The organism is Kordiimonas lacus, assembly GCF_001550055.1.
GTDB classification, from domain to species: Bacteria; Pseudomonadota; Alphaproteobacteria; order Sphingomonadales; family Kordiimonadaceae; genus Kordiimonas; species Kordiimonas lacus.
On record NZ_LRUA01000002.1, the window covers coordinates 252080 to 271745 of the forward strand.

The following is a 19666-nucleotide window of genomic DNA, read 5'->3' on the forward strand; positions in this document are numbered from 1 at the left end:
TATTCCAGACAGGCAAAACTTTGGGGGGAGCGCGGTGAAGCAGAAGAAGAACACCATTCTGATTGTCGATGACGAGCCGCAGATACGTAAGCTGCTGTGCATCACGCTTGAAGCCCACAATATGAAGCCGGAAGAAGCGGACGAGGGGCGGAAGGCCATCCGCATGGCTGTTTCTGTAAAACCTGACTTGATGCTGTTGGATCTGGGGCTGCCCGATATTGACGGTAAACAAGTGATCAAGGAAGTACGTGAATGGTCGAACCTGCCGATCATTGTCTGTTCGGTGCGCGACAGCGACAAGGAAATGATCGAAGCCTTTGATTTAGGGGCGGATGATTATGTCACCAAGCCCTTCAACCCTGACGTGTTGCTGGCGCGAATCACAGCAAACTTGAGGAAGGCCGCGTCCGTTGAAGCAGGCCAGCCGGTTCTTGAGAATGGGCGTATCCAGATGGACCTTGTGAAGCATGAGGTGTTGGTTGATGGCAACCGCGTGGAATTCACACCCAAGGAATATGATCTGTTGCGCTATTTCCTTGTGCACCGGGGTAAGATGTTGACCCACCGGCAGATCCTGCATGAAGTTTGGGGTGCTGCGCATGGTGATGACACCCAATATCTACGGGTTTATATCAGTCAGGTGCGCGAGAAGGTCGAGCCGACGCCGTCAAGCCCGGACTATATTGTCACCGAGCCCGGCATCGGCTACCGCATGGAAGTTTTCTAGCCTCGTTTCACCAACCATCCAGAGGCTGATCTTTGCACAGAATTTATGTGTGTAGCCTTGATGCATATAGAGCCCTCATGAGGTGGTGCCTACCATAAAGCTCAATGGTTCCATATCAATGGGAGGTGGAAATGAATAAAAGTACCCTGATTTTGTCGGTGGCGTTGTTCGTTGCTGCCTGCGCGGGCTCCAACAACCGTTATATGGCGGCAAGTGAACCGGGTGACTTTGGCTACTATGAGCAGGCCCTGGCAGATGACCGATATCGTGTGGTTTATAAATCCAAGGGGGATAACTTGGCAGAAGCCAAAGACTATGCCCTCCTGCGGTCCGCTGAACTGACCCTGCAAAAGGGATACACCTGGTTCGAGATAGTGGACCGTAGCACCACTCAAAGTAAAGACGATGACCATGACAATGCTGTCGCAGACATGCGTATTCATGCAACGACATACCGAGAATGCGGAATTTTGGCCTGCCGAACGGTAACGCATCCAACCTATATCGAGTCAGGGTTTGCAAACAGACCAACCAGTGCGCGCGAATCCACAGCGACCATCATTGAAATCAAGATGGGTGCAGGTGCAAAGCCTGATGCGGGCAGGTTTTACGATGCGGCCAAATTGGCTGATACAATTCGGGAACGGCAATAGCGGTCAGCGCGCTGGCGGAGGGGCATACATCTCCCGGTTCGTTTGCAGTTTGGCCATTAGTGTTTATGCTGGTGGCTGGCGGGCGCAGGCCCGCGCTGGAGGAAGCAGGGGGAGCATGTCTTGAAAAAGCTGGCTTCGATTGTAGGGCGATTAAGCCTACTGTCGCCTGTACTGGTGATAGCAGTGATTGTCGCGTTTGTCCGCTTCGTTGACCTTCGGCCTGAAATCACCCCAGATTTTTTCTTTTCCAGCCAAAGTGCAGTTTTTCAGCAGAACAAGCAGATTACTGACGTTTTCCCATCAAGGCATCAGATTATCCTGAATGTCACTACCGGAGGGAAAATTGACGAGCCAGCTTTTATCGATACCATCGACGCTGTCACCAGGCGGCTGCAAAAGCTGGATGGAATTTCAGACGTTCAAAGCATTACAAACGGCCCGGATGATTTGAAGGCGGCGCGGGAAAATCCTCTTTGGCGACGCCTGTTGATCGGGGATGACGAGAAATCCAGCTTTGTGATCGCCTTCCTCAATACTGATCGGTTTGCGGGCTTGGTCGAAGAGATCGAGCAAATCGCGGATCAAGAGGCCACCTCCACCTTCCGTATCCGGATTTCCGGCTTGCCTTACATTGTTGAACAGATGCGGCGAAACCTGACTTCGGACATGAAAGTCTTTACCCTAGGGGCCATATTGCTCAGTAGCTTGCTGCTGATTGCTGTTTTTCGCTCTGGCCTCGTGGTCTTGGGAGCGCTTTTGGCATGTGCGACAGCTGCAATGCTTACCCTTGTGGTGCAAAGCCTTCTGGGGATTTCCATCGGTATCTTGACAGCCAATCTGGGCACGATTGTTTTTGTATTGACCCTGTCTCATGTCATTTTCCTGGTATCCAATTGGTGCAATTCTGCTCGGCGGAATGCAGACGTGAAACTCAGGCATACTTTGAGCCAAACGTTACCAGCCTCCTTTTGGGCCGCAGTGACGACCTTGATCGGTTTTGCCAGTCTGATTTTTGTAGAGGCCAAACCCTTGAATGAGTTGGGCATTGGCGGCACGATTGGGGCCGTGTCGGCACTTTTGTGTGCCTATACGATCCTGCCAGGATTCCTGAAGCTCTCAAAGGTCAGTCCGGATGCTTTCACCTACAGCCTTGCCAGCCGTTTCCCGGTAAGCAAACCTGTGGCGCGGGGGCTGGCTGTGGCGGCGCTGGGGTTAGGGCTTGCAATTGGTGTTACCGGTATATCGCGGCTGAACACCGATCCGTCACTGCTCTCTTATTTCGATGAAAAATCGCAGCTTTATGACGGCATTTATTATGTCGACCAGAATGGTGGAAGCAGCCCGCTGTTGCTTGTGGTTCGGCGCGAGGATGGGGCAAAGCTCGATGGCAACGAATCGTATGAGCGCCTGTGGGATCTGCAGAATTCATTGGCTGCCCACCCTTCCGTCGGGTCTGTAATCTCATTGCCGGTTATTATGGCCGAGGGTGACGAGCATTGGCTTGGTCAGCTGCTGCCTTGGAATTTGCTTTTGGATATCCTGTCGAAGCCTGAGTATGGCGCAGTTGCAAAGAGCTTTATTTCGCCTGACCGGATGCATGCGCTTTTCATGCTGAGGATGAAGGAGGGCGGGCGCGAGCAGTCTCGCCTCAAGGTCATAGAAGAGATCAGCAAAATACCCCGTCAGCATGATTTCACGATCACCCTTACGGGCGGCACCTATTTCCTGCAAGGCGAGCTGGCAGCATCGGTGGCTCGGAGCATGGCAAGTGGGATCATCACGCTGGTACTAATTTTTGGCGTGGTAGTTTTTATCATCGCGCGGCGATTAGTGGTGGTGGCCGGTGTGATGGCGTGCATGGCTGCGCTCGCGGGTATCGTATTAGGGGTACTGGGGGTGGCTGGTATACCGGTCGATATCATCTCGTCGCCGGCGATCAATATTTGCCTGGGGCTGGCAGTGGACAACATGATCCACCTCAGTCTGGCGGCTCGGAGGGCGGCCAAAGGGGATGCTCAGCTTTCTTTGTCCCAATGGGAGGTATGGCGGAAGGCGCTCGACAGCCAAAGTTGGCCGGCAACCGTGTCGTCCCTTACCATCATTATCGGATTTTCAGTTTTTGCGTTCTCGGATTTCCCGCCATCGCAGCGGTTCGGGCTGGAAGTCGCTTTCGGGACGCTTATTGCAGTAACGTTGGCGCTGGCGGTGCTGCCTTATCTCGTGACCCGAGTGAAATCCAGTCGGGCATAACCATATCAACTGTCATGGTATAAGCGATTTGCCTCTATGTATTACACGGAGCTGGGTTAAGATGCGGCGGTAAGTCGTGTACAGGGAGATTTCGATGGAAAGCGAGAACACGTCCTTTTTGGTTCAGGTCCGCCGTAACATGTTGGTGGGACTGTTTACGCTGATTCCCATCTGGCTGACGCTGTTGCTGATCAACGTCATTCTAAGATTCATCAACGACCTTGCCGCACCGATCATCAAGTGGATGACATCAGGTGTTAACTCTGATGGAAACCTATACAGCATTATCAAATCGCCTCTGTTCAACACGTCACTTTCCGTGTTTGTGCTGTTGCTGCTGTTTTATGTGGTGGGGTGGGTCGCGTCCCGATATGTGGGTCAAAAGGTTTTGACCCTTTTTGAGCAAACCGTGGACCGTATCCCGGTCGCGAAATCCATCTACCGCACTATCAAGCGCCTGGCGGACGCCGTGCAATCAAGCTCCAATGACATCGAACGAGTGGTGCTTATTGAGTTTCCATCGCGCGACATGAAGACCGTCGGGTTGGTCACGCGCACTTTCAAGGACACAACAACCGGGCGTGAGCTTGCAGCCGTGTATGTGCCGACAACGCCCAACCCCACCTCAGGCTATCTTGAGATCGTGCCGGTGGAATATGTCACGCCTACAAACTGGAAGATGGATGAGGCCATGTCCTTTATCATTTCTGGCGGAGCGGATGTGCCCAAAACCTTCAACTATGATAAAGCCCCGCGCCAAAAATAGCACGGGGCAGGGGGGTGCCAATCAGGGTATCGTTCTTTAGTGCCAAACCAATCATTGGAGTGGCATCGCGACCCCGGCGCGTGTGTGGGGGAGGTCGGGGCCGCGATGCGGTGTGTGCTGGATAGGACACAGCCTGATAATGCATCCGCCCTCATCAAGATGCGATATGGAGCGCGCTCGGCGGCATAAAGATTCCGTAAAAATGTGGCTTATTTGGTCTGTGGATCCCAGTGTTCGGCAATCTTGCCATTTTCAATGCGGAACATGTCGAACCAAGTTGTGCTGTAGGCCGCATTATCGCCTTTCGCAGGCATATTGCGCACAAATACAAGTGTAACCAAATCGCCTTCCGCCATGATGGCGACAAGGGGCGCTTTCACCCGGCTTTCCACGTTGGTGTCGGGGTTGGCGAACTGTTTGAAGAGGTCAGTGAAACCTTGCCGGCCTGTGGGGACGCGTGGGTTATGTTGGATATAGTCTTCGGCCAGAAAATCAGCGGCACGGTCCAGTTGTTGTCCCTCGAAAACAATGCGCCAGAAGTCATAAACCAGGCGTTTGTTGGCCTCCAGTTCTGGCGTGTCGGCTTGCAGCATGGCTGCATGATCTGGGTTGCCGGTGACCGGAACCTGCGCGTGGGCCGTGGAACTGATTAGTATGAGGAATAAAAAGGTGGTTTTTACCACGATCGTCTTAAGCATAGATGCCCCGCTAATGTTCATTGTCATGCTTGCGGATAATTGTGCCGCAAGCCAAAGCCTGACTGGCAGGGCAACATGCTGTTCGTCAACAGCAGTTGATCGCTACTCGCGGTAGTTTTAACTGCTATTGACGAAAGCTGACGGTTTCGTGATTTCTGGGAGCTTTCTTAGGACGCGACCTGTTGAAGGTCTTCTGTAGGCACCTCCCACGAAAGGTGGTTGTCGTTCAGGATCACCATATTTTTGGTGGTGATGACGTCCGGCACTGCAGAATAGCCGAGCAGCTCTGCCGTGGTGGATTCCGGATGGCGCGCCAGCAAAAGAACCTCGTCTGAGCCGAAGTTTGTCAGCCCTCGGGCGATTTCCTGTCCCTTTTCATCGTAGATGTGAAGGATGTCGCCTTTCTGGAACGTGTCGGCCACCGATACAATATCCGTATGCTTGATGGCTTGCGGGGTTGAGACAAGCTCGTCCGCAGCGCTTTGCTTCAGGATCAGGCTGCCCGCCACTTGAAGCCTGTTGGTCAGCCAAACCTTCCAGGCAGAAGCCGGGGTACCGATCGCGGTGCACAAGGTGTGGCGACGTTCGCCTTCAAGCACCGACAGGATTGGGTTTTCAATGATGCCTTCAGCGATGATGGTGCTGCAACCTGCGTGCTGGGCCATGTTGGCCGCCTGCAGTTTGGTGTACATGCCGCCGCTTCCTAGCGCATTGGTGCCTGTGGTTGCCGCCAGATAGGTGCTGACGTCTTCGAGTTTTTCAATAAACTCGGCGCCGGGCTCTGATGGCGGCCGGTCATAAAGGCCATCAATGCTGGTCAATAGCACCAGGTGGTCAGCCTGAATCATTTGCGCAACCTTGGCGGCCAGGCGATCGTTGTCGCCCACGCGCAGCTCTTCCGTGGTCACCGTGTCATTTTCATTCACGATGGGCATGATGCCATTGTCGAACAGGCGCTCGAGCGTGTTTTTAATATTAATGAATCGACGGCGGCCTTCCATATCGCCCAGCGTCACAAGGATCTGTGCGATGTCGAAGCCGAATTCATGCGCTACCTGCTTGTAGGCGTTCAGCAAAAGTGGCTGGCCGTAAGCAGCCGCAGCCTGCTTGTCCAGGATACCTGCATCCTCTGGTGATTTTCCGATGGCGTTCAGGCCCAGCGCAACAGCGCCGGACGACATAAGCACCACTTCATAACCTTGCTCCTTCAGACGTGCGATATCGCTCATCAGTCCGTGCATAAAGGCGTACCGGAGCGTCAGTTCTTGGCTGTGCGCCAACAGGCTTGAGCCGATTTTGACAACGATACGCTTGGACATAGACAAAACAGAATCTCCTTTTAATGGCCAAAACTCGGCCCTTCATATAGGGGGCATTGCGCAAAGATACCAGAATTATTTTGAATTAAAATTAAATTCAGATGAAACGAATATGTCCAATATTCCAATTAGGCTTTATTTAACATCGCGTTACGGCCATTTTATGTGTCAGCACCCCTGACCTTCCTGAAATTTAGACTTGAAAATATCATTCGAATTCTAATATTTAGCAGCAACCGAGCGACCGGGGTTTTGTCGAACCACTGCGCTTGGGCAAAGTGATGAATACGCCGAGAGGCGGAAAGAAAAGGAGCAGTTGAATGGATATTCTGATGGTCGGATGCGGCCGCATGGGCGGGGCGATGCTTGGATGTTGGAGTGCCCGCAAGGATATTCGGTTCACTGTTATTGACCCTGCCGGCCCGGCTGCACCAGAAGGTGTTCGGGTCCTGAAGGCGCCATCGGCGCTGGGCTCTGACCAGTTTGATATGATCATCATTGCGGTGAAGCCTCAGATGATTGAAGACGTGATGCCGGGCTACACGGCGCGCCTTAAGGATGATGGCTGCATGGTTTCCATTGCGGCTGGCTTCAGTCTTGAAAGCCTGAAGCGGGTTCTTGGCAACGTTCCCGTGATCCGCGTGATGCCTAACCTTCCAGCGCTGATTGGCAAGGGTGCCACCGGCATTTACGCCAGTGATGACTGCTCGAGTGCACACAAGGAAACGGCATCAGACCTGATGGGCCGTATTGGTAAAGCCGTATGGGTGCGCTCGGAAGATGAGCTCGACCGCCTGACGGCCGTATCTGGCAGTGGGCCCGGTTATGTATTCCAGTTTATTGAAAGTTTTATGGAGGGCGCCAAGGAGCTGGGCTTTTCTGATCAGGATGCCCGCACGCTCGTTATCCAGACCATGGTAGGCGCCACAGAGATGGCAGCCAACACGGACGCGCCAATCAGCGAATTGCGCACGTCGGTTACAAGCAAGGGCGGCACCACGCAGGCCGGGCTGGACCAGCTGAGGCAGGACCATATGCTGGACCTGCTGATGAAAAGCACCACCAAGGCCGCTTACGAACGCGCGCTTGAGCTGAAGTAGCCCGGATCGCCCGAATTTTTCCTCCCCAAGTTAACGAAACGGAGCCATTCATGACCTCCCTGTCGAATGAAATCAGAGACTATGTTCACCTGCTGGCCAAGCGCGCGAGCGCGGCGTCCAAGAAACTGGCAACGGCCACGACTGACCAGAAGAACGCTGCCCTGTTGGCTGCGGCAAGTGCGCTGCGGGCAGACAAGAAACTGATCATTGCCGCGAACGAGCGAGATGTGGCCGGTGCGCGGGAGGAGGGACGTCCCGATGCCTTCATCGATAGGCTCGTGCTGAATGACGACCGCGTTGAGGCTATGGCAGAGGCGCTGGAGGCTATTGCTGAGCTGCCTGACCCGGTGGGCCGTCAGCTTGCCATGTTCGACCGCCCGAACGGCCTGAAAGTTGAACGGGTTGCTGTGCCGATCGGTGTGATCGGGATGGTTTATGAAAGCCGCCCGAATGTGGGTGCGGACGCTGGCGCCTTGTGCCTGAAGTCCGGTAACGCCGTGATTTTGCGTGGCGGGTCTGAAAGCTATCATTCCACCAGTGCAATTGTGGCCTGTATGAAACAAGGCCTCAAGGACGCTGGTCTGCCCGAAGATATCATTCAGTTTGTGGATACCCGTGACAGGGCTGCGGTAACCCACCTGTTGAAGTGCGCTGAGTATGTCGATCTTGTCATCCCGCGTGGCGGTAAGGGCTTGGTGAAACTGGTAACAGAGCAGGCTGAAGTGCCGACACTGCAGCACCTGGACGGCAACTGCCATACCTATATCCATTCGGCGGCTGACATTGATAAAGCTGTGGCGATCGTGAAGAACGCCAAGCTTCGCCGGACGGGCATCTGTGGTGCCACTGAAAGCCTGGTGATTGACCGTGAGATCGCGCCGGACGTGTTGCCTCGCCTTCTGGATGCCATGCCTGACTGTGAGTTCCGTGGCGACGGCTTGGCGCTGACCATCGATGATCGCATCAAGGAAGCCAGCGAAGAAGACTTCAGCACCGAGTATCTGGATGCTGTGCTGTCGGTGAAACTTGTGAACGGAGTGTCAAATGCAGTCACATTTATCGACCAGCATTCGTCTAAACATACGGACGCTATTGTGACAGAAGACCAGGCCGTCGCCGATCAGTTTATGGACATGATCGACAGCGCTGTGGTGATGCACAACGCATCCACGCAGTTTTCGGATGGTGGCGAGTTCGGCATGGGCGCCGAAATTGGTATTGCCACCGGCAAGATGCACGCGCGGGGGCCTGTGGGGCTCGAGCAACTGACTACCTTCAAGTACAAGGTACATGGCAGTGGCCAGATAAGGCCGTAGCGCACGACGAAAATATTGAGTGTTTGGCGCCCGGCACCTTAGTGACCGGGCGTTTGCACAGAAACGGATAATGACCAGAAGGGGCAGGAGACAATGCAGATTGAAGTGATGATTTCGCTGGCCGCCTATTTCATCTTGATGATGGGCATCGGGCTATATGCCTTCAAGAAATCCACCGACGACGTGTCGGGTTATATGCTGGGCGGCCGCCAGCTGAGCCCGGCCGTGGCTTCGCTTTCAGCGGGCGCGTCAGACATGAGCGGTTGGATGCTGATGGGCCTCCCTGGCGCCGTGTATGTTTCGGGGCTGTCCAGTGCCTGGATTGCCGTTGGCCTGATGGCAGGCGCTTTCCTCAACTATCTTTATGTGGCCCCGCGGCTGCGCGTTTATACCGAAATCGCGGATGATGCCATTACTATCCCTGACTATTTCGAAAAGCGCTTCCACGACAGCTCGCACATGCTGCGGGTCCTGTCCTCGGTGGTGATCATCATCTTCTTCACGCTTTATACGTCTGCGGGCGTGGTCTCTGGCGGCAAGCTCTTCGAGGCGTCTTTCGGCATGTCTTATGAGGTGGGCCTGTTCGCCACGGCGGGTGTGGTCGTGGCCTATACACTGTTTGGCGGGTTCCTGGCCGTAAGCATGACGGACTTCGTGCAGGGCTGTATCATGTTCGTGGCACTTGTTCTTGTGCCTGTTGTTGCCTTTTTCGACATGGGGGGCAGCGGGTCCATCTCCAACACCATCGGCGAGGTGGACAGCAGCCTGCTGAATATGTTTGGGGGGCTCACAATCGCGGGCGTGGTGTCCAGCTTGGCGTGGGGGCTGGGCTATTTTGGCCAGCCGCACATCATTGTGCGCTTCATGGCGATTCGGACACTGAAAGATGTGGGTGTCGCTCGCAACATTGGCATGAGCTGGATGCTGATCACCGTGATCGGCGCGGTGGCAACAGGTATCGTGGGGCTTGCGTACATTTTGAAAAACGACCTCAACCTTGAAGACCCGGAAACCATCTTCATCGTGCTGTCGGAACTGTTGTTCCACCCCTATATTGCAGGCTTCCTGCTTGCGGCCATTTTGGCTGCGATCATGTCCACGATCTCCAGCCAGCTGTTGGTTTCGTCAAGTTCGCTTACGGAAGATTTTTACAAGACCTTCCTCCGGAAAGAGGCCAGTCAGAAAGAGCTGGTTCTGGTCGGGCGTCTGTCGGTTCTGGCGGTATCTCTCGTGGCCATCGGTTTGGCATTTGACCGGTCCAGCACTATCCTGTCGCTTGTGTCGAATGCATGGGCGGGTTTTGGTGCCGCCTTCGGGCCTCTGATTCTCCTCAGCCTGCATTGGCGTCATATGACCCGGGACGGGGCGATGGCCGGAATGATCTCCGGTGCGGCAACTGTCCTGTTCTGGATCTACGCGCCCATCACCATTGGCGGCAAATCGCTTTCTGATAATCTCTACGAGATGCTGCCCGGTTTTGTGGTCAGCATGATTGTCTCGGTCGTCGTCAGCAAGCTGACAGAAGGTCGCGGCGAAGCGGCGCGTTCAAAAAAACTGTTCGCCGAGATGGAAACCGTTCTGGCTAAAGGCTAGGCGTTACCTTTGAGTTCTGCTGGTAGCGGTTCGCCGCTACCAGCATCACATACCCCAACAGTCAGAAACGTTGGCCTTCCTGCCTCCAGAATAATTTGACTTCAACCTAAAATATGATTGCACGTCTAATCTTATAATGATAATGCGAAGCATTCTTAATTAATGGTTCAGGGAGATATTTATGTATCGGAGTAAGGTAAGTGCCGTTGCAGTGCTGGCAGTTCTTGCGACAGCAGGCGCAGTTGCCGATGACGCCGCGCTTGAGGCAGGCGGTGATTTTGAGGAAATTATTGTAACCGGCAGCCGAACGCCGGAAAAAATTGATGAAGTTACGGCCTCGGTTTCCGTGATTGGCAAAGACGATCTGATGGAGGATCTAAAGCTCAATCTGGAACTCCAGAGCACACTTGCCACCCGTATCGCCGGATTTGGGCCAGCGACCGGCTCCACTAGTAACTCCGGCATGACCTTGCGTGGGCGGACTGTCCTGGTGATGATTGACGGTGTGCCGCAGTCCACCCCGCTTCGGAACGGTCAGCTGGGGCTCAGGTCTGTTGATCCAAGCGCACTCGGACGAATTGAGGTAATCAAGGGGGCGACCTCTATTTACGGTAATGGTGCCGCGGGTGGCATCGTGAACTATATTACCAAGCAGGCGTCAGAGGAGACGCTTGCGGGTGATATCGCGGTCAGCAGCCGCTTTTCCATGGTTGATGCCGATGGCAGCTTTGGCAAGCGCGTTGACGGCACGCTGAGCGGTACGCTGGACAAGTTCAGTTATGTCGTGAATGCAGTGTACGACAGCCGCGGCCAGCAAAAGGACGCCGATGGTGACACCATGGGGCTCGTATATGGTCTGTCAGACCTGGATACGGTCAACCTGTTTGCCAAGGCGGCTTATCAGTTTGACGCTGACAAGCGCCTGCAAGCTACAGTGAATTACTATGACAGCCAGCAGGACAGCGACCTTGTTGATGTAACCGGAAACCCAGTCACGGGCCAGAAAACCTATGCCGTGGAAACCAGCGCGGATAAGCCGGGCGTACCGCAAGGGCCGAAAGGCAACACCAATATCATGGTGAAATACAGCGACGCCGCGCTTCTGGAAAACACCGAGCTGACACTGGATCTCTATCGTCAGAAAATCGAAAATGTCTTCTTCTTCTCCTCGCGCCTTGCGAACCCCGACGAAGGCTTCGACGGTGGCCAGTCCCTGATCAAATCCGAAAAATTCGGCGTGCGTGCAAACTTCAAAAGTACGTTCGATTGGGACAGTGTGCAGGCTGATTTTGTCTATGGCATCGATTATCTGAAAGACACCACATCCCAGCCGCTGGTGGATGGCCGCCTTTGGGTCCCCGAGATGGACATGCAAAACAAGGCTGCCTACCTGCAGTCCAAGTTTGTCGGGCGTGACCACTGGGTGTTCAAGGCTGGCGTCCGTGCGGAAAAGATCGATATCTCTGTTGATGACTATAGCACCCTGCGCCTGTGCCGGTCGGAGACTCAGTGCTCGGTCCCCATGGACGTGACAGGGGGCGAGCTGGACTATAGCTCCACAACCTATAACGTTGGCCTGCGCTATAATGCCATTCCGGCGTTCAGCCCGTTCATCAGTTTCTCCGAAGGGTTTGATATCTCAGATCTTGGCCGTCTATTGCGGTCCGCCGTGGTGACAGACCTGATGCAGGTCCAAACGGAAGCATCGGAAGTACGCCACTATGAAGTCGGCTTCACCAGCCAACTGCAAGACCTGAAGCTCGAGTTTGCCTATTACCGCAGCACGTCTGAGCTGGGTACTGGCACACAGCTGGACCCGGACACCGGCGTGTTCCTGCCGGTCAGGGAACCGCAGGAAATCACCGGTTTTGAAATCGCAGCTCAATATGATGTCAGCGACACGCTGGAGATTGGTGCCAACTATACCAGTTTTGATGGTGAAAATTCCGACACTGGCGAAAAACTGTCCGGCCGCTTTATCTCGCCAGCCAAACTGTCGGTTTATGCTGATTGGTCCCCGATCGAAAACCTTCGGATTTCGGCGAACCTCCTGCATCTGGCATCGCGTGATGAATTCACTGCTGAAGGGAATGCCTACGCCATCTATGAAGGCCCGGTTGACGGCTATGACCTGGTGAACCTGAGCGCGTCTTACCGCATGGACGACGTGGAGATTTATGGCGGCGTGGAGAATCTGTTCAATGAGGACTATTTCTCCCAGCGGGCGCAATCGATTTTCATCGACAGCTACTATTCCAAAGGCCTTGGGCGCACGGCCAATGTAGGCGTGCGCTACAGCTTCTAAGCCATGGCCGGGTTCCTGCGGGTGCCCGGCTGTCTGACTGTACCAGTTGTTCAAGGGGCGTGCCGGTTATGCGCAAGACAATGAAACGTGTCCATCAGCTCATCGGGCTTGTGGGGGCGCTGTATATGATACTGATGGCGCTGACCGGCACCATCCTGGCGTTCGAGGACCAGTTGTTGCGGCTTGCGGTGCCTCAACTTGAACAAAGCGTGGTGCCCCTGGATGCTGATCAGCTGGGTACTGTGCTTGAGACCATTGAGGCCAGGTATGACGCTTACCAGCTTTTGTCCATAAAGCTGCCGTATCCGGGCATGAATGCTTACCGTGTGTATGAACGGGGGCATGGCTCCTATCTCCTGGATCCGCGTACGTTGAAGCCAATAGATGACCCGCTCAATGTTGATGCCGCGCTCCAGTTCCTGTTCGACCTGCATCACCGTTTGGCGCTGGGGCACTGGGGCGAGGAAGCTGTTGCACTGCTTGGGCTTGTGGCCTTTTTTCTGGTACTCAGTGGGCTGTACTTGTGGTGGCCGTGGCGTAGGGGGTTTCGGCTGAAATTGCTGAAACCAAAGAATGGACGCTCTTCGGCCTTGCGGGCCACACATGCCACCAGCGGTATCCTCATCGCGCCGCTATTGCTGCTACTGATTGGGACAGGTGTTGGGATGATGTACGGCGCCCCCATTCGAAGTGCCCTTGGGGCTGTGTTTGGTGGTGACCAGCCAGTGAATATGCATGCTGTATCAAATGGCAGTCCGGCATCTTTGCTGACCATGGCAGGTGATCACTTCGCTGAGGCGCGGGTCACGCTCTACCGTCCGGCGCGCAAGCCAGGGGACCCTGTGGGGCTCAGGCTGCAGATGCCGTCTGAGATGCACCCCAATGGCCGAACCACAGTGACGGTGGGGCAGCAGGGGGGGCAGTCCTATGATGCTACTAAGGCAGGGCTGGGGCACCGCATTGCAGACAGTTTCTATCCGCTCCATTCCGGGAAAACAGGCGGGCTGCCATATCTGCTTCTGGTTGTCTTTACCGGGCTGGGTACGCTCTATCTCGCAGGTATGGGGCTGATGGCCTATGTGCGGCGGCGCTAGTCAGCTTTGGTCGGCACTACCTCTTCGGTATGGCGCCGGATGAACAGCAGGAACAGGGTGGCCGACAAGCCAGCGGCGGCAAACATCATGCACATCACCATGATCTGGTACCGGGCGGCAACCAGGGGCGAGACGCCTGATAGGATTTGTCCGGTCATCATGCCAGGCAGGGACACCAACCCTACGGCGAACAGGCTGTTGGTGATCGGGATCAGCGCTGCTTTCAGTGCTACGGAACGGGCCGCCTGGTAGCTATCCCCGCGTCGCATTTCCGCGGCCAGGCGCTCTGCCGCCAAACTGACGCTGTTCATGGAGGCGGCGAAAATCATGCCCGCGAGCGGGATAATCACCTGGGGCGTGAACCAGGGGTCCGGGCGCAGCACCCCTTGGGTAATAACCGCAAGTACGGCGCCGCCGCCCAGTGTGATGGAACAAAGTGCGATGGGGTATAGTGTCCGGCGGGAAAACTTGGTGGTCCGCAGCGAGATCCAGCTTGATACCAATGCCATGATGGCCAGCACAGCAATTACAAGCCAAGGCGTTTCGGCGGCGAACAGATAAACCAGGAAATAACCGATCAACGATAGCTGAAGGATCATCCTGGCGAAACCATACAGGGTTTCCCGTGCGTCCCGTGACCAGATGTGAAGGATGGCAACTACCGAGGCGACAGGGACTAACGCCAGTGCCAGGTCAGTAAGCGGAATTGTGTGCGTGGCATCAGCCATTTCCAGTATCATCTCCATAGAAAGCTCATATCGTTATAGCGCAGGGAAGCTTGGCTGCACATAGCGTTCTAAAGCCCAGGATTACCCTCTTGAAACCGCAAAAAGGCTTCCTAGATTCTGTATGTCGGCGCCTGAATGGGCCGGCAAATATGGTGAACATTGCTCAAAGGAGGATGTAAGCTATGACACGCTTTAACTTCGATCCACTATTCAGAACCACGATCGGTTTTGACCGACTGGCGCGCCTGATGGACGCGGCAGAGCAGCAAGCCGAACCGTCTTCATCATTTCCACCCTATGACATCATGATGGATGGCGATGACCGCTATCGCATCACCATGTCAGTGGCTGGTTTTTCGCGTGAGGATATCGATATCCAGGCGCAGGAAAATCTGCTGACCATTGTAGGACGGAAAGAGCAAAAGGAGACTGGTGGTGAGTACCTTCATCGCGGCATTGCGGAGCGCGATTTCAAGACTGAGTTCCAACTGGCTGACCATGTGGAAGTTAAGGGGGCGAATCTTTCTGATGGCCTTCTGACCATTGACCTGGTTCGTGATGTGCCTGAGGAAAAACGACCCAAGACGATTGAAATCAAATCGTCTGCTCCGGCTGGCTTCCTGGATAAGGCCAAGAAATTGCTGTCGGATAGCTCACCGAAAAAGGCAGCCTGAAGCTGTATTCCCTGAGAAAGCCTGAGGGCCCCTCATGGGCCCTCTTTTTTGTTCCGCTCGTGCCGGTCAGTTGTTTGCTGTTAAGGCGCTGGAATGGGCCGTTGCCACAACTGGCTGGCCCGGCTGTAGGCGCTCGCCGCCGCGCACCACAATTTTGTCACCAGCTTCAACACCATCTGCCAGCGCAACCCAAAGCCCCACAGTTGCCTTGATGTTGGCGTCCACGCGTTGTGCCGTGCCATCCGCACCCACCTTGAAGAGATAAACACTGCCACTCTTGATGATAAGCGCGTCACGGGGAACGGCAACTGCTGTCATTTCTGGCCCCTTTGGCAAACTGATCATCACCGGTGTGCTGACGGTCCAGTCTTTTGCGTCTGCGCTCAGGCGGACTTCTACCATACGCGACACCGCGTCGCCCACGGGCACCACCGTCCGGATCGGCAGGTTATAGATACCGTGCTTGCTTTTCACTTCCACATTGGTGCCTACCGTCAGATAAGGCGTGATGTCGATGGGAGCAGGCATGGCGATTTCGATATTCCGGGTGTCGACAAGGCGCAGGACTTCCTCGCCAACCGTGACATATTCGCCCTTGTTGGCCAGCCGCTGCACCACATGACCGGGGAAGGCGGCTTTGATCTGGGTACGGTCCACATCGCCCTGCGCGCGATCCAGTACGGCCTGTGCGTCGGCGATTTCCTGACGTGCCATTTCAAGGTTGGCGATGGCTTCGTCCAGGCGAGCCTGGGATGCGTTGTTGCCGGCAGCCAGTTCTTTATAGCGCTTCACTTCCTCCTGGCGATAGGCAAGGTCCGCTTGCAACCGTTTCACATTTGCGGCTGCGCGCCTTAGTGCCACAGCAAGCAGTCGGTCATCAATGCGGGCAATGACATCGCCTTCTTCTACTGCAGTGCCGACGTCTGCGACCCACAAAAGAGGGCCTTCCACTTCTGCTGAAATGCGACTGTCGTGGAGACTGATCACGGTGCCTGACACATCCATTTGGGGTGCCATCTTGCGGGATGCGGCCTCAACCACTTCCACTTGCGCGGGCGGCATTTCGCCCATGCCCTGGCCTGATGCAGGTGCGGCAGCCAATAGGCCAGCCACAAGCATCAGGGGGGCGGCGATACGAATATTCAAAAGGGTTCTCATAACTTAGTCCTGCTGTCTTTCTTGTTATTCTGCCGGGTTTGCCTGGCCAGCGTCACTGCCATCTTCAAAGCGCCGAAGCTGGTCTGGCGTTGCAGGTGCGATCTTTGTGGGTACAAGCTGCAAAAGGCTCGGCAACAGCAACAGCGTGAAGATGGTCGAAATGCTCATGCCGCCCACAATAACAGCTGCCATGCCGCGATAAATCTCTGACCCTGCGCCTGGGAACAAGAGCAGCGGCAGCATGCCGAACAGGCTTGTGAGGGTACTCATGAAAATGGGGCGAAGTCGTAACTTGAGCGCCTGATGGACCGCTTCGGTCCGGTTCATGCCGCGGCCTTGTGCTGTACGGGTTTGGGCTACCAGAAGAATGGCGTTGTTTACGACAAGACCAAGCAGGATGATAAAACCTATCATGCCCAGAAGATCGAGTGGCGTGAACTGAATAAAGTTGAGTATCGCCAGTCCGATCATGCCCCCTGCGCATGCCGTCAGGATGGAAACCACAACAAGCAATGCATCCACGGGCGACCGGAACAGCCCGGCAAGGATGAAATACAACAGCGCAATGGCAACCAGGAAGTTGAGGCCCAGTGTTTTAAGGGCCTGCATCAGGTCATCCGCACTTCCCGCGTATTTGATCACCGCATCAGCGGGTAACATTGCTTTAAGTTGCGGTTCGATCTTGGTCTGAAGTTCATTGATCAGGGTGTCAAGCGCCATGCCTTCGGGTGGGTTGACCTGGAGGCTATAGGCACGGATGCGGTCAAACCGGGCAATTGCGTTGGGGCCAAGAACCGTTGATATCTGGGCTAATTCCCCAAGCGGCACTAGGCCGCCATTAGGGGTTTGCACTGGCAGGTCTGCCATCTGTTCCGGTGACGTGAAGCTCTCTGACTTCAGATAAATATCCATCTGGCCCTGGCCGTCAAAATATTCACCCAGCCAGGCGCCTTGGCCCAACTCGAGGATGACCATGGTCAGGTCCTGCCGGGTCCAGCCCACTTCGGCGAGACGGCGGTCATTGGGATCAAACCTGAGTTCGGTGGATTCTGCGAACGGGTCAGGTTGCGGGTTGGCCGTGGCACCAGGAATTTGGCCCATCACCATTCCCATGCCTGCCATGGCAGCGTTTTTGGCGGCATTCAGGTCTGTAGAGCTGATGCGCATTTCCACGCTGTTTTCACCGCCAAAGCCGCCAAAAAGACTGCGCCGCAGGGTGAAGCCAAACATGTCGGGGATACCACTTGTCACCTCCGACTGCACAATGTTTTGGAGTTCTTCTAGCCTGCTCGGGTCTTCTGCATTGAGGGCCAGCCAGCCGCCAGTTGCGCCTGGGAAAGACCAGAAGAAATAGTCGCGAACCTTGGGTTCTTTTTCACCCTTCAAATAGGGCTGGATGCGGGCATCCACGACCTGTGCAATTTCCTTGTCCGCCGTTTCCACATTTGTACCAGGCGGGAAAAATAGGAAGCTGTCGACGGTGTCGCGCTTAACGGGAGGCAGATAGTTTAGCTGGGGCATAAAGTACAAGAACAAGGTAGCCGACACTGAGACAAGGGCGACGAACCAGAATAATTGTTTTTGGACTGTATCGGTTAATTCCATCAAGGTGTTTGCCATCCGGTCCCATGACGTTTCGCGACCGTCAGATTCCGGCAAGCTGCGCATCCAGAAGCGCGCCATGGTGGGGAGTACAGTGACGGCAACAAGAAGTGAAATCGCCACGCCAACAGCGATGGTGAGGGCGAGGTCAGCGAACATCTGGCCAATGGCGTCCTTTAGAAACATCACAGGTATAAATACAGCAACCGTTGTGGCGGTGGACGCCAGCAGCGCCCCCCACACTTGGGTCGCGCCCATGTCAGCTGCGTCGCGTGGGGTTTCACCGCGTTCCCGCAGGCGGACGATATTTTCCAGCACCACGATGGCGGCGTCCAGTACCATGCCGGTGGCGAAGGCAAGCCCTGCCAGCGAAATCACGTTTAGCGTCCGGCCAGCCACGCCAAGGATTACAAACGTGGCCAGCAGGGAGGTCGGAATGGCAATGGAAATCAGCAGGGTTGCCCGCCATTGGCGCAGGAACATCCACAGGGTGCCGACAGCCAGTAGCATCCCTATCACGAGGTTACTGCCCAACAGGCTGATCGACCGATTGATATATTGCCCGGGGTCAAAGGCATATTGGGCTACCATACCGCGGTCTTTGAAGGCCCCGGCATTCAACTCATTGATCTTGGATTTTACGCCGTCGAGAGCTTCAAGCACATTGGCGTCATTGCTTTTGGCGATGGCAAGGCGGAAAGCGGGATTGCCGTTCTGGTAGATGAAACCGTCTGCGCGCCCTGGCCCAACTTCAATACGGGCCACATCTCCAAGCGTGATAGGCAGTCCGCCGCGCCATTCAAGGATAAGCCCTTGCAGTTCTTCTATGTCATAGCGGCCTTCATAGCGAACCGTATACTGCTTGCGGCCCACGTCGACAAAGCCCGACGAAATGTCAGCTGATTGGCCGATGCGCGCCGGCACGCGTGCGATGTCGATGCCGAATTCCGCAGCCTTGTATGGGTCGAAGATGATCTTGAGCTGGTCCTCGCCGCCATTGCTGTCCCAGAAATCAATGTTGGAAACGCCGTAAAGCGCTTGCAGTTCCGGTACGATGATATCGCGCATATAGCGCGCGTTTTCACGCGCCAGATGCTCGGTGCCAGGCAACTGCTGTACATAATACTCGATCAACTGGTCGTTGGCGTCACCCCATTCGCCCAGCTGGACCTGTGGCTTTTCCGCATTTGCGGGCAGGGGACGCAGGCGGTTGAGTCGGCTGATAATTTCAATCAGCGCCCGCGTCATATCGGTTTCAATGGCGAACTCGAGCTGCATGAAACCAAAATTGGCCATGCTCCAGCTCTGCATTTCCGTGAGGCCTGGCGTGCCTTGCAGCACTTCCTCAACCGGCACGGTAATCTCAGATTCGATTTCGGCAGGAGATGCCCCAGGCCACTGGTTGACAATTGTGACAACCGGCTTCTCAATCTGTGGCAGCAGCTGCGCCGGCATGTTTAGCATGCTGGCGATGCCCAAAAGCATGACCACCGCGGCTACGATGCCCACGGCAACAGGGTTATTGAGGCTTTGGCGCGTCAATCGCATTTTCTGTCCCTCGCGGTCAGCCCCCTTTTTTGGGAGCCTATTCTTGTTGCGTTCAGTTGAGCGAACGGGTGCCTTCAGGCTGTTGCCCTGCATATCTGGCTACCATGGGTATGGCCGAAAGCCGTATGGTCTTTC

15 protein-coding genes are annotated in these 19666 nt (G+C 55.2%); 10 read left to right on the forward strand and 5 right to left on the reverse strand.

All coding sequences use genetic code 11. The features are described 5' to 3' along the window. The first annotated feature begins 34 nt into the window (after positions 1-34). The 4 genes from KORLAC_RS02350 to KORLAC_RS02365 all read left to right on the forward strand — a co-directional run bounded on the left by KORLAC_RS02350 (position 35) and on the right by KORLAC_RS02365 (position 4396). On the forward strand, positions 35-727 hold the full coding sequence (locus tag KORLAC_RS02350) for a response regulator transcription factor (protein ID WP_068302305.1): 693 nt from the start codon (positions 35-37) through the stop codon (positions 725-727). A 131-nt stretch (positions 728-858) separates the two neighbouring features. Next, positions 859-1380, forward strand: coding sequence for a CC0125/CC1285 family lipoprotein (locus tag KORLAC_RS19020; protein ID WP_068302309.1), 522 nt, complete (start codon positions 859-861; stop codon positions 1378-1380). 120 nt (positions 1381-1500) lie between these two features. Then, the gene (locus KORLAC_RS02360; protein WP_068302311.1) at positions 1501-3630 is read left to right on the forward strand and encodes an efflux RND transporter permease subunit; all 2130 of its coding nucleotides are present in this window, start codon (positions 1501-1503) and stop codon (positions 3628-3630) included. A gap of 94 nt (positions 3631-3724) precedes the next feature. Next, positions 3725-4396 carry a DUF502 domain-containing protein gene (locus KORLAC_RS02365; protein WP_068302313.1) on the forward strand — a complete coding sequence of 224 codons (672 nt, stop codon included), beginning with the start codon at positions 3725-3727 and terminating at the stop codon, positions 4394-4396. Positions 4397-4605: 209 nt separating this feature from the next. Here the strand turns inward: KORLAC_RS02365 and KORLAC_RS02370 are convergent, their stop codons facing one another. Together KORLAC_RS02370 and proB are read right to left on the reverse strand one after the other, a co-directional pair. Continuing rightward, positions 4606-5094, reverse strand: a complete 489-nt coding sequence (locus tag KORLAC_RS02370; RefSeq protein ID WP_068302318.1) for a nuclear transport factor 2 family protein — start codon at positions 5092-5094, stop codon at positions 4606-4608. Positions 5095-5261: 167 nt separating this feature from the next. Beyond that, positions 5262-6419, reverse strand: a complete 1158-nt coding sequence (gene proB, locus KORLAC_RS02375) for a glutamate 5-kinase (protein WP_139167506.1) — start codon at positions 6417-6419, stop codon at positions 5262-5264. Between the two features lie 314 nt (positions 6420-6733). On the opposite strand from proB, the gene proC reads away from it, so the two are divergent. The 5 genes from proC (at position 6734) to KORLAC_RS02400 (ending at position 13821) form a co-directional block, all read left to right on the forward strand. Further along, complete coding sequence (gene proC, locus KORLAC_RS02380) at positions 6734-7513, forward strand: pyrroline-5-carboxylate reductase (RefSeq protein ID WP_068302324.1); 780 nt, start codon at positions 6734-6736, stop codon at positions 7511-7513. A 50-nt stretch (positions 7514-7563) separates the two neighbouring features. Next, positions 7564-8829 (forward strand): glutamate-5-semialdehyde dehydrogenase, encoded by a 1266-nt coding sequence (locus KORLAC_RS02385; RefSeq protein WP_068302327.1) that lies wholly within the window; start codon positions 7564-7566, stop codon positions 8827-8829. A 93-nt stretch (positions 8830-8922) separates the two neighbouring features. Beyond that, on the forward strand, positions 8923-10422 hold the full coding sequence (putP, locus tag KORLAC_RS02390) for a sodium/proline symporter PutP (protein ID WP_068302330.1): 1500 nt from the start codon (positions 8923-8925) through the stop codon (positions 10420-10422). Positions 10423-10603: 181 nt separating this feature from the next. Continuing rightward, complete coding sequence (locus tag KORLAC_RS02395; RefSeq protein WP_068302332.1) at positions 10604-12727, forward strand: TonB-dependent receptor; 2124 nt, start codon at positions 10604-10606, stop codon at positions 12725-12727. A 68-nt stretch (positions 12728-12795) separates the two neighbouring features. Then, on the forward strand, positions 12796-13821 hold the full coding sequence (locus KORLAC_RS02400; protein WP_068302335.1) for a PepSY-associated TM helix domain-containing protein: 1026 nt from the start codon (positions 12796-12798) through the stop codon (positions 13819-13821). Here the strand turns inward: KORLAC_RS02400 and KORLAC_RS02405 are convergent. Then, positions 13818-14567, reverse strand: a complete 750-nt coding sequence (locus KORLAC_RS02405; protein ID WP_206594839.1) for an ABC transporter permease — start codon at positions 14565-14567, stop codon at positions 13818-13820. The two genes, KORLAC_RS02400 and KORLAC_RS02405, sit on opposite strands and share 4 nt — an antisense overlap. 164 nt (positions 14568-14731) lie before the next feature. Between KORLAC_RS02405 and KORLAC_RS02410 the strand changes: the two genes are divergently transcribed. Continuing rightward, positions 14732-15223, forward strand: a complete 492-nt coding sequence (locus KORLAC_RS02410; RefSeq protein ID WP_068302341.1) for an Hsp20 family protein — start codon at positions 14732-14734, stop codon at positions 15221-15223. A gap of 66 nt (positions 15224-15289) precedes the next feature. Here KORLAC_RS02410 and KORLAC_RS02415 read toward each other — a convergent pair whose 3' ends face one another. After that, positions 15290-16381, reverse strand: a complete 1092-nt coding sequence (locus KORLAC_RS02415; protein ID WP_068302345.1) for an efflux RND transporter periplasmic adaptor subunit — start codon at positions 16379-16381, stop codon at positions 15290-15292. Between the two features lie 24 nt (positions 16382-16405). Continuing rightward, positions 16406-19531, reverse strand: a complete 3126-nt coding sequence (locus KORLAC_RS02420; RefSeq protein WP_068302351.1) for an efflux RND transporter permease subunit — start codon at positions 19529-19531, stop codon at positions 16406-16408. Positions 19532-19666: the final 135 nt, after the last annotated feature.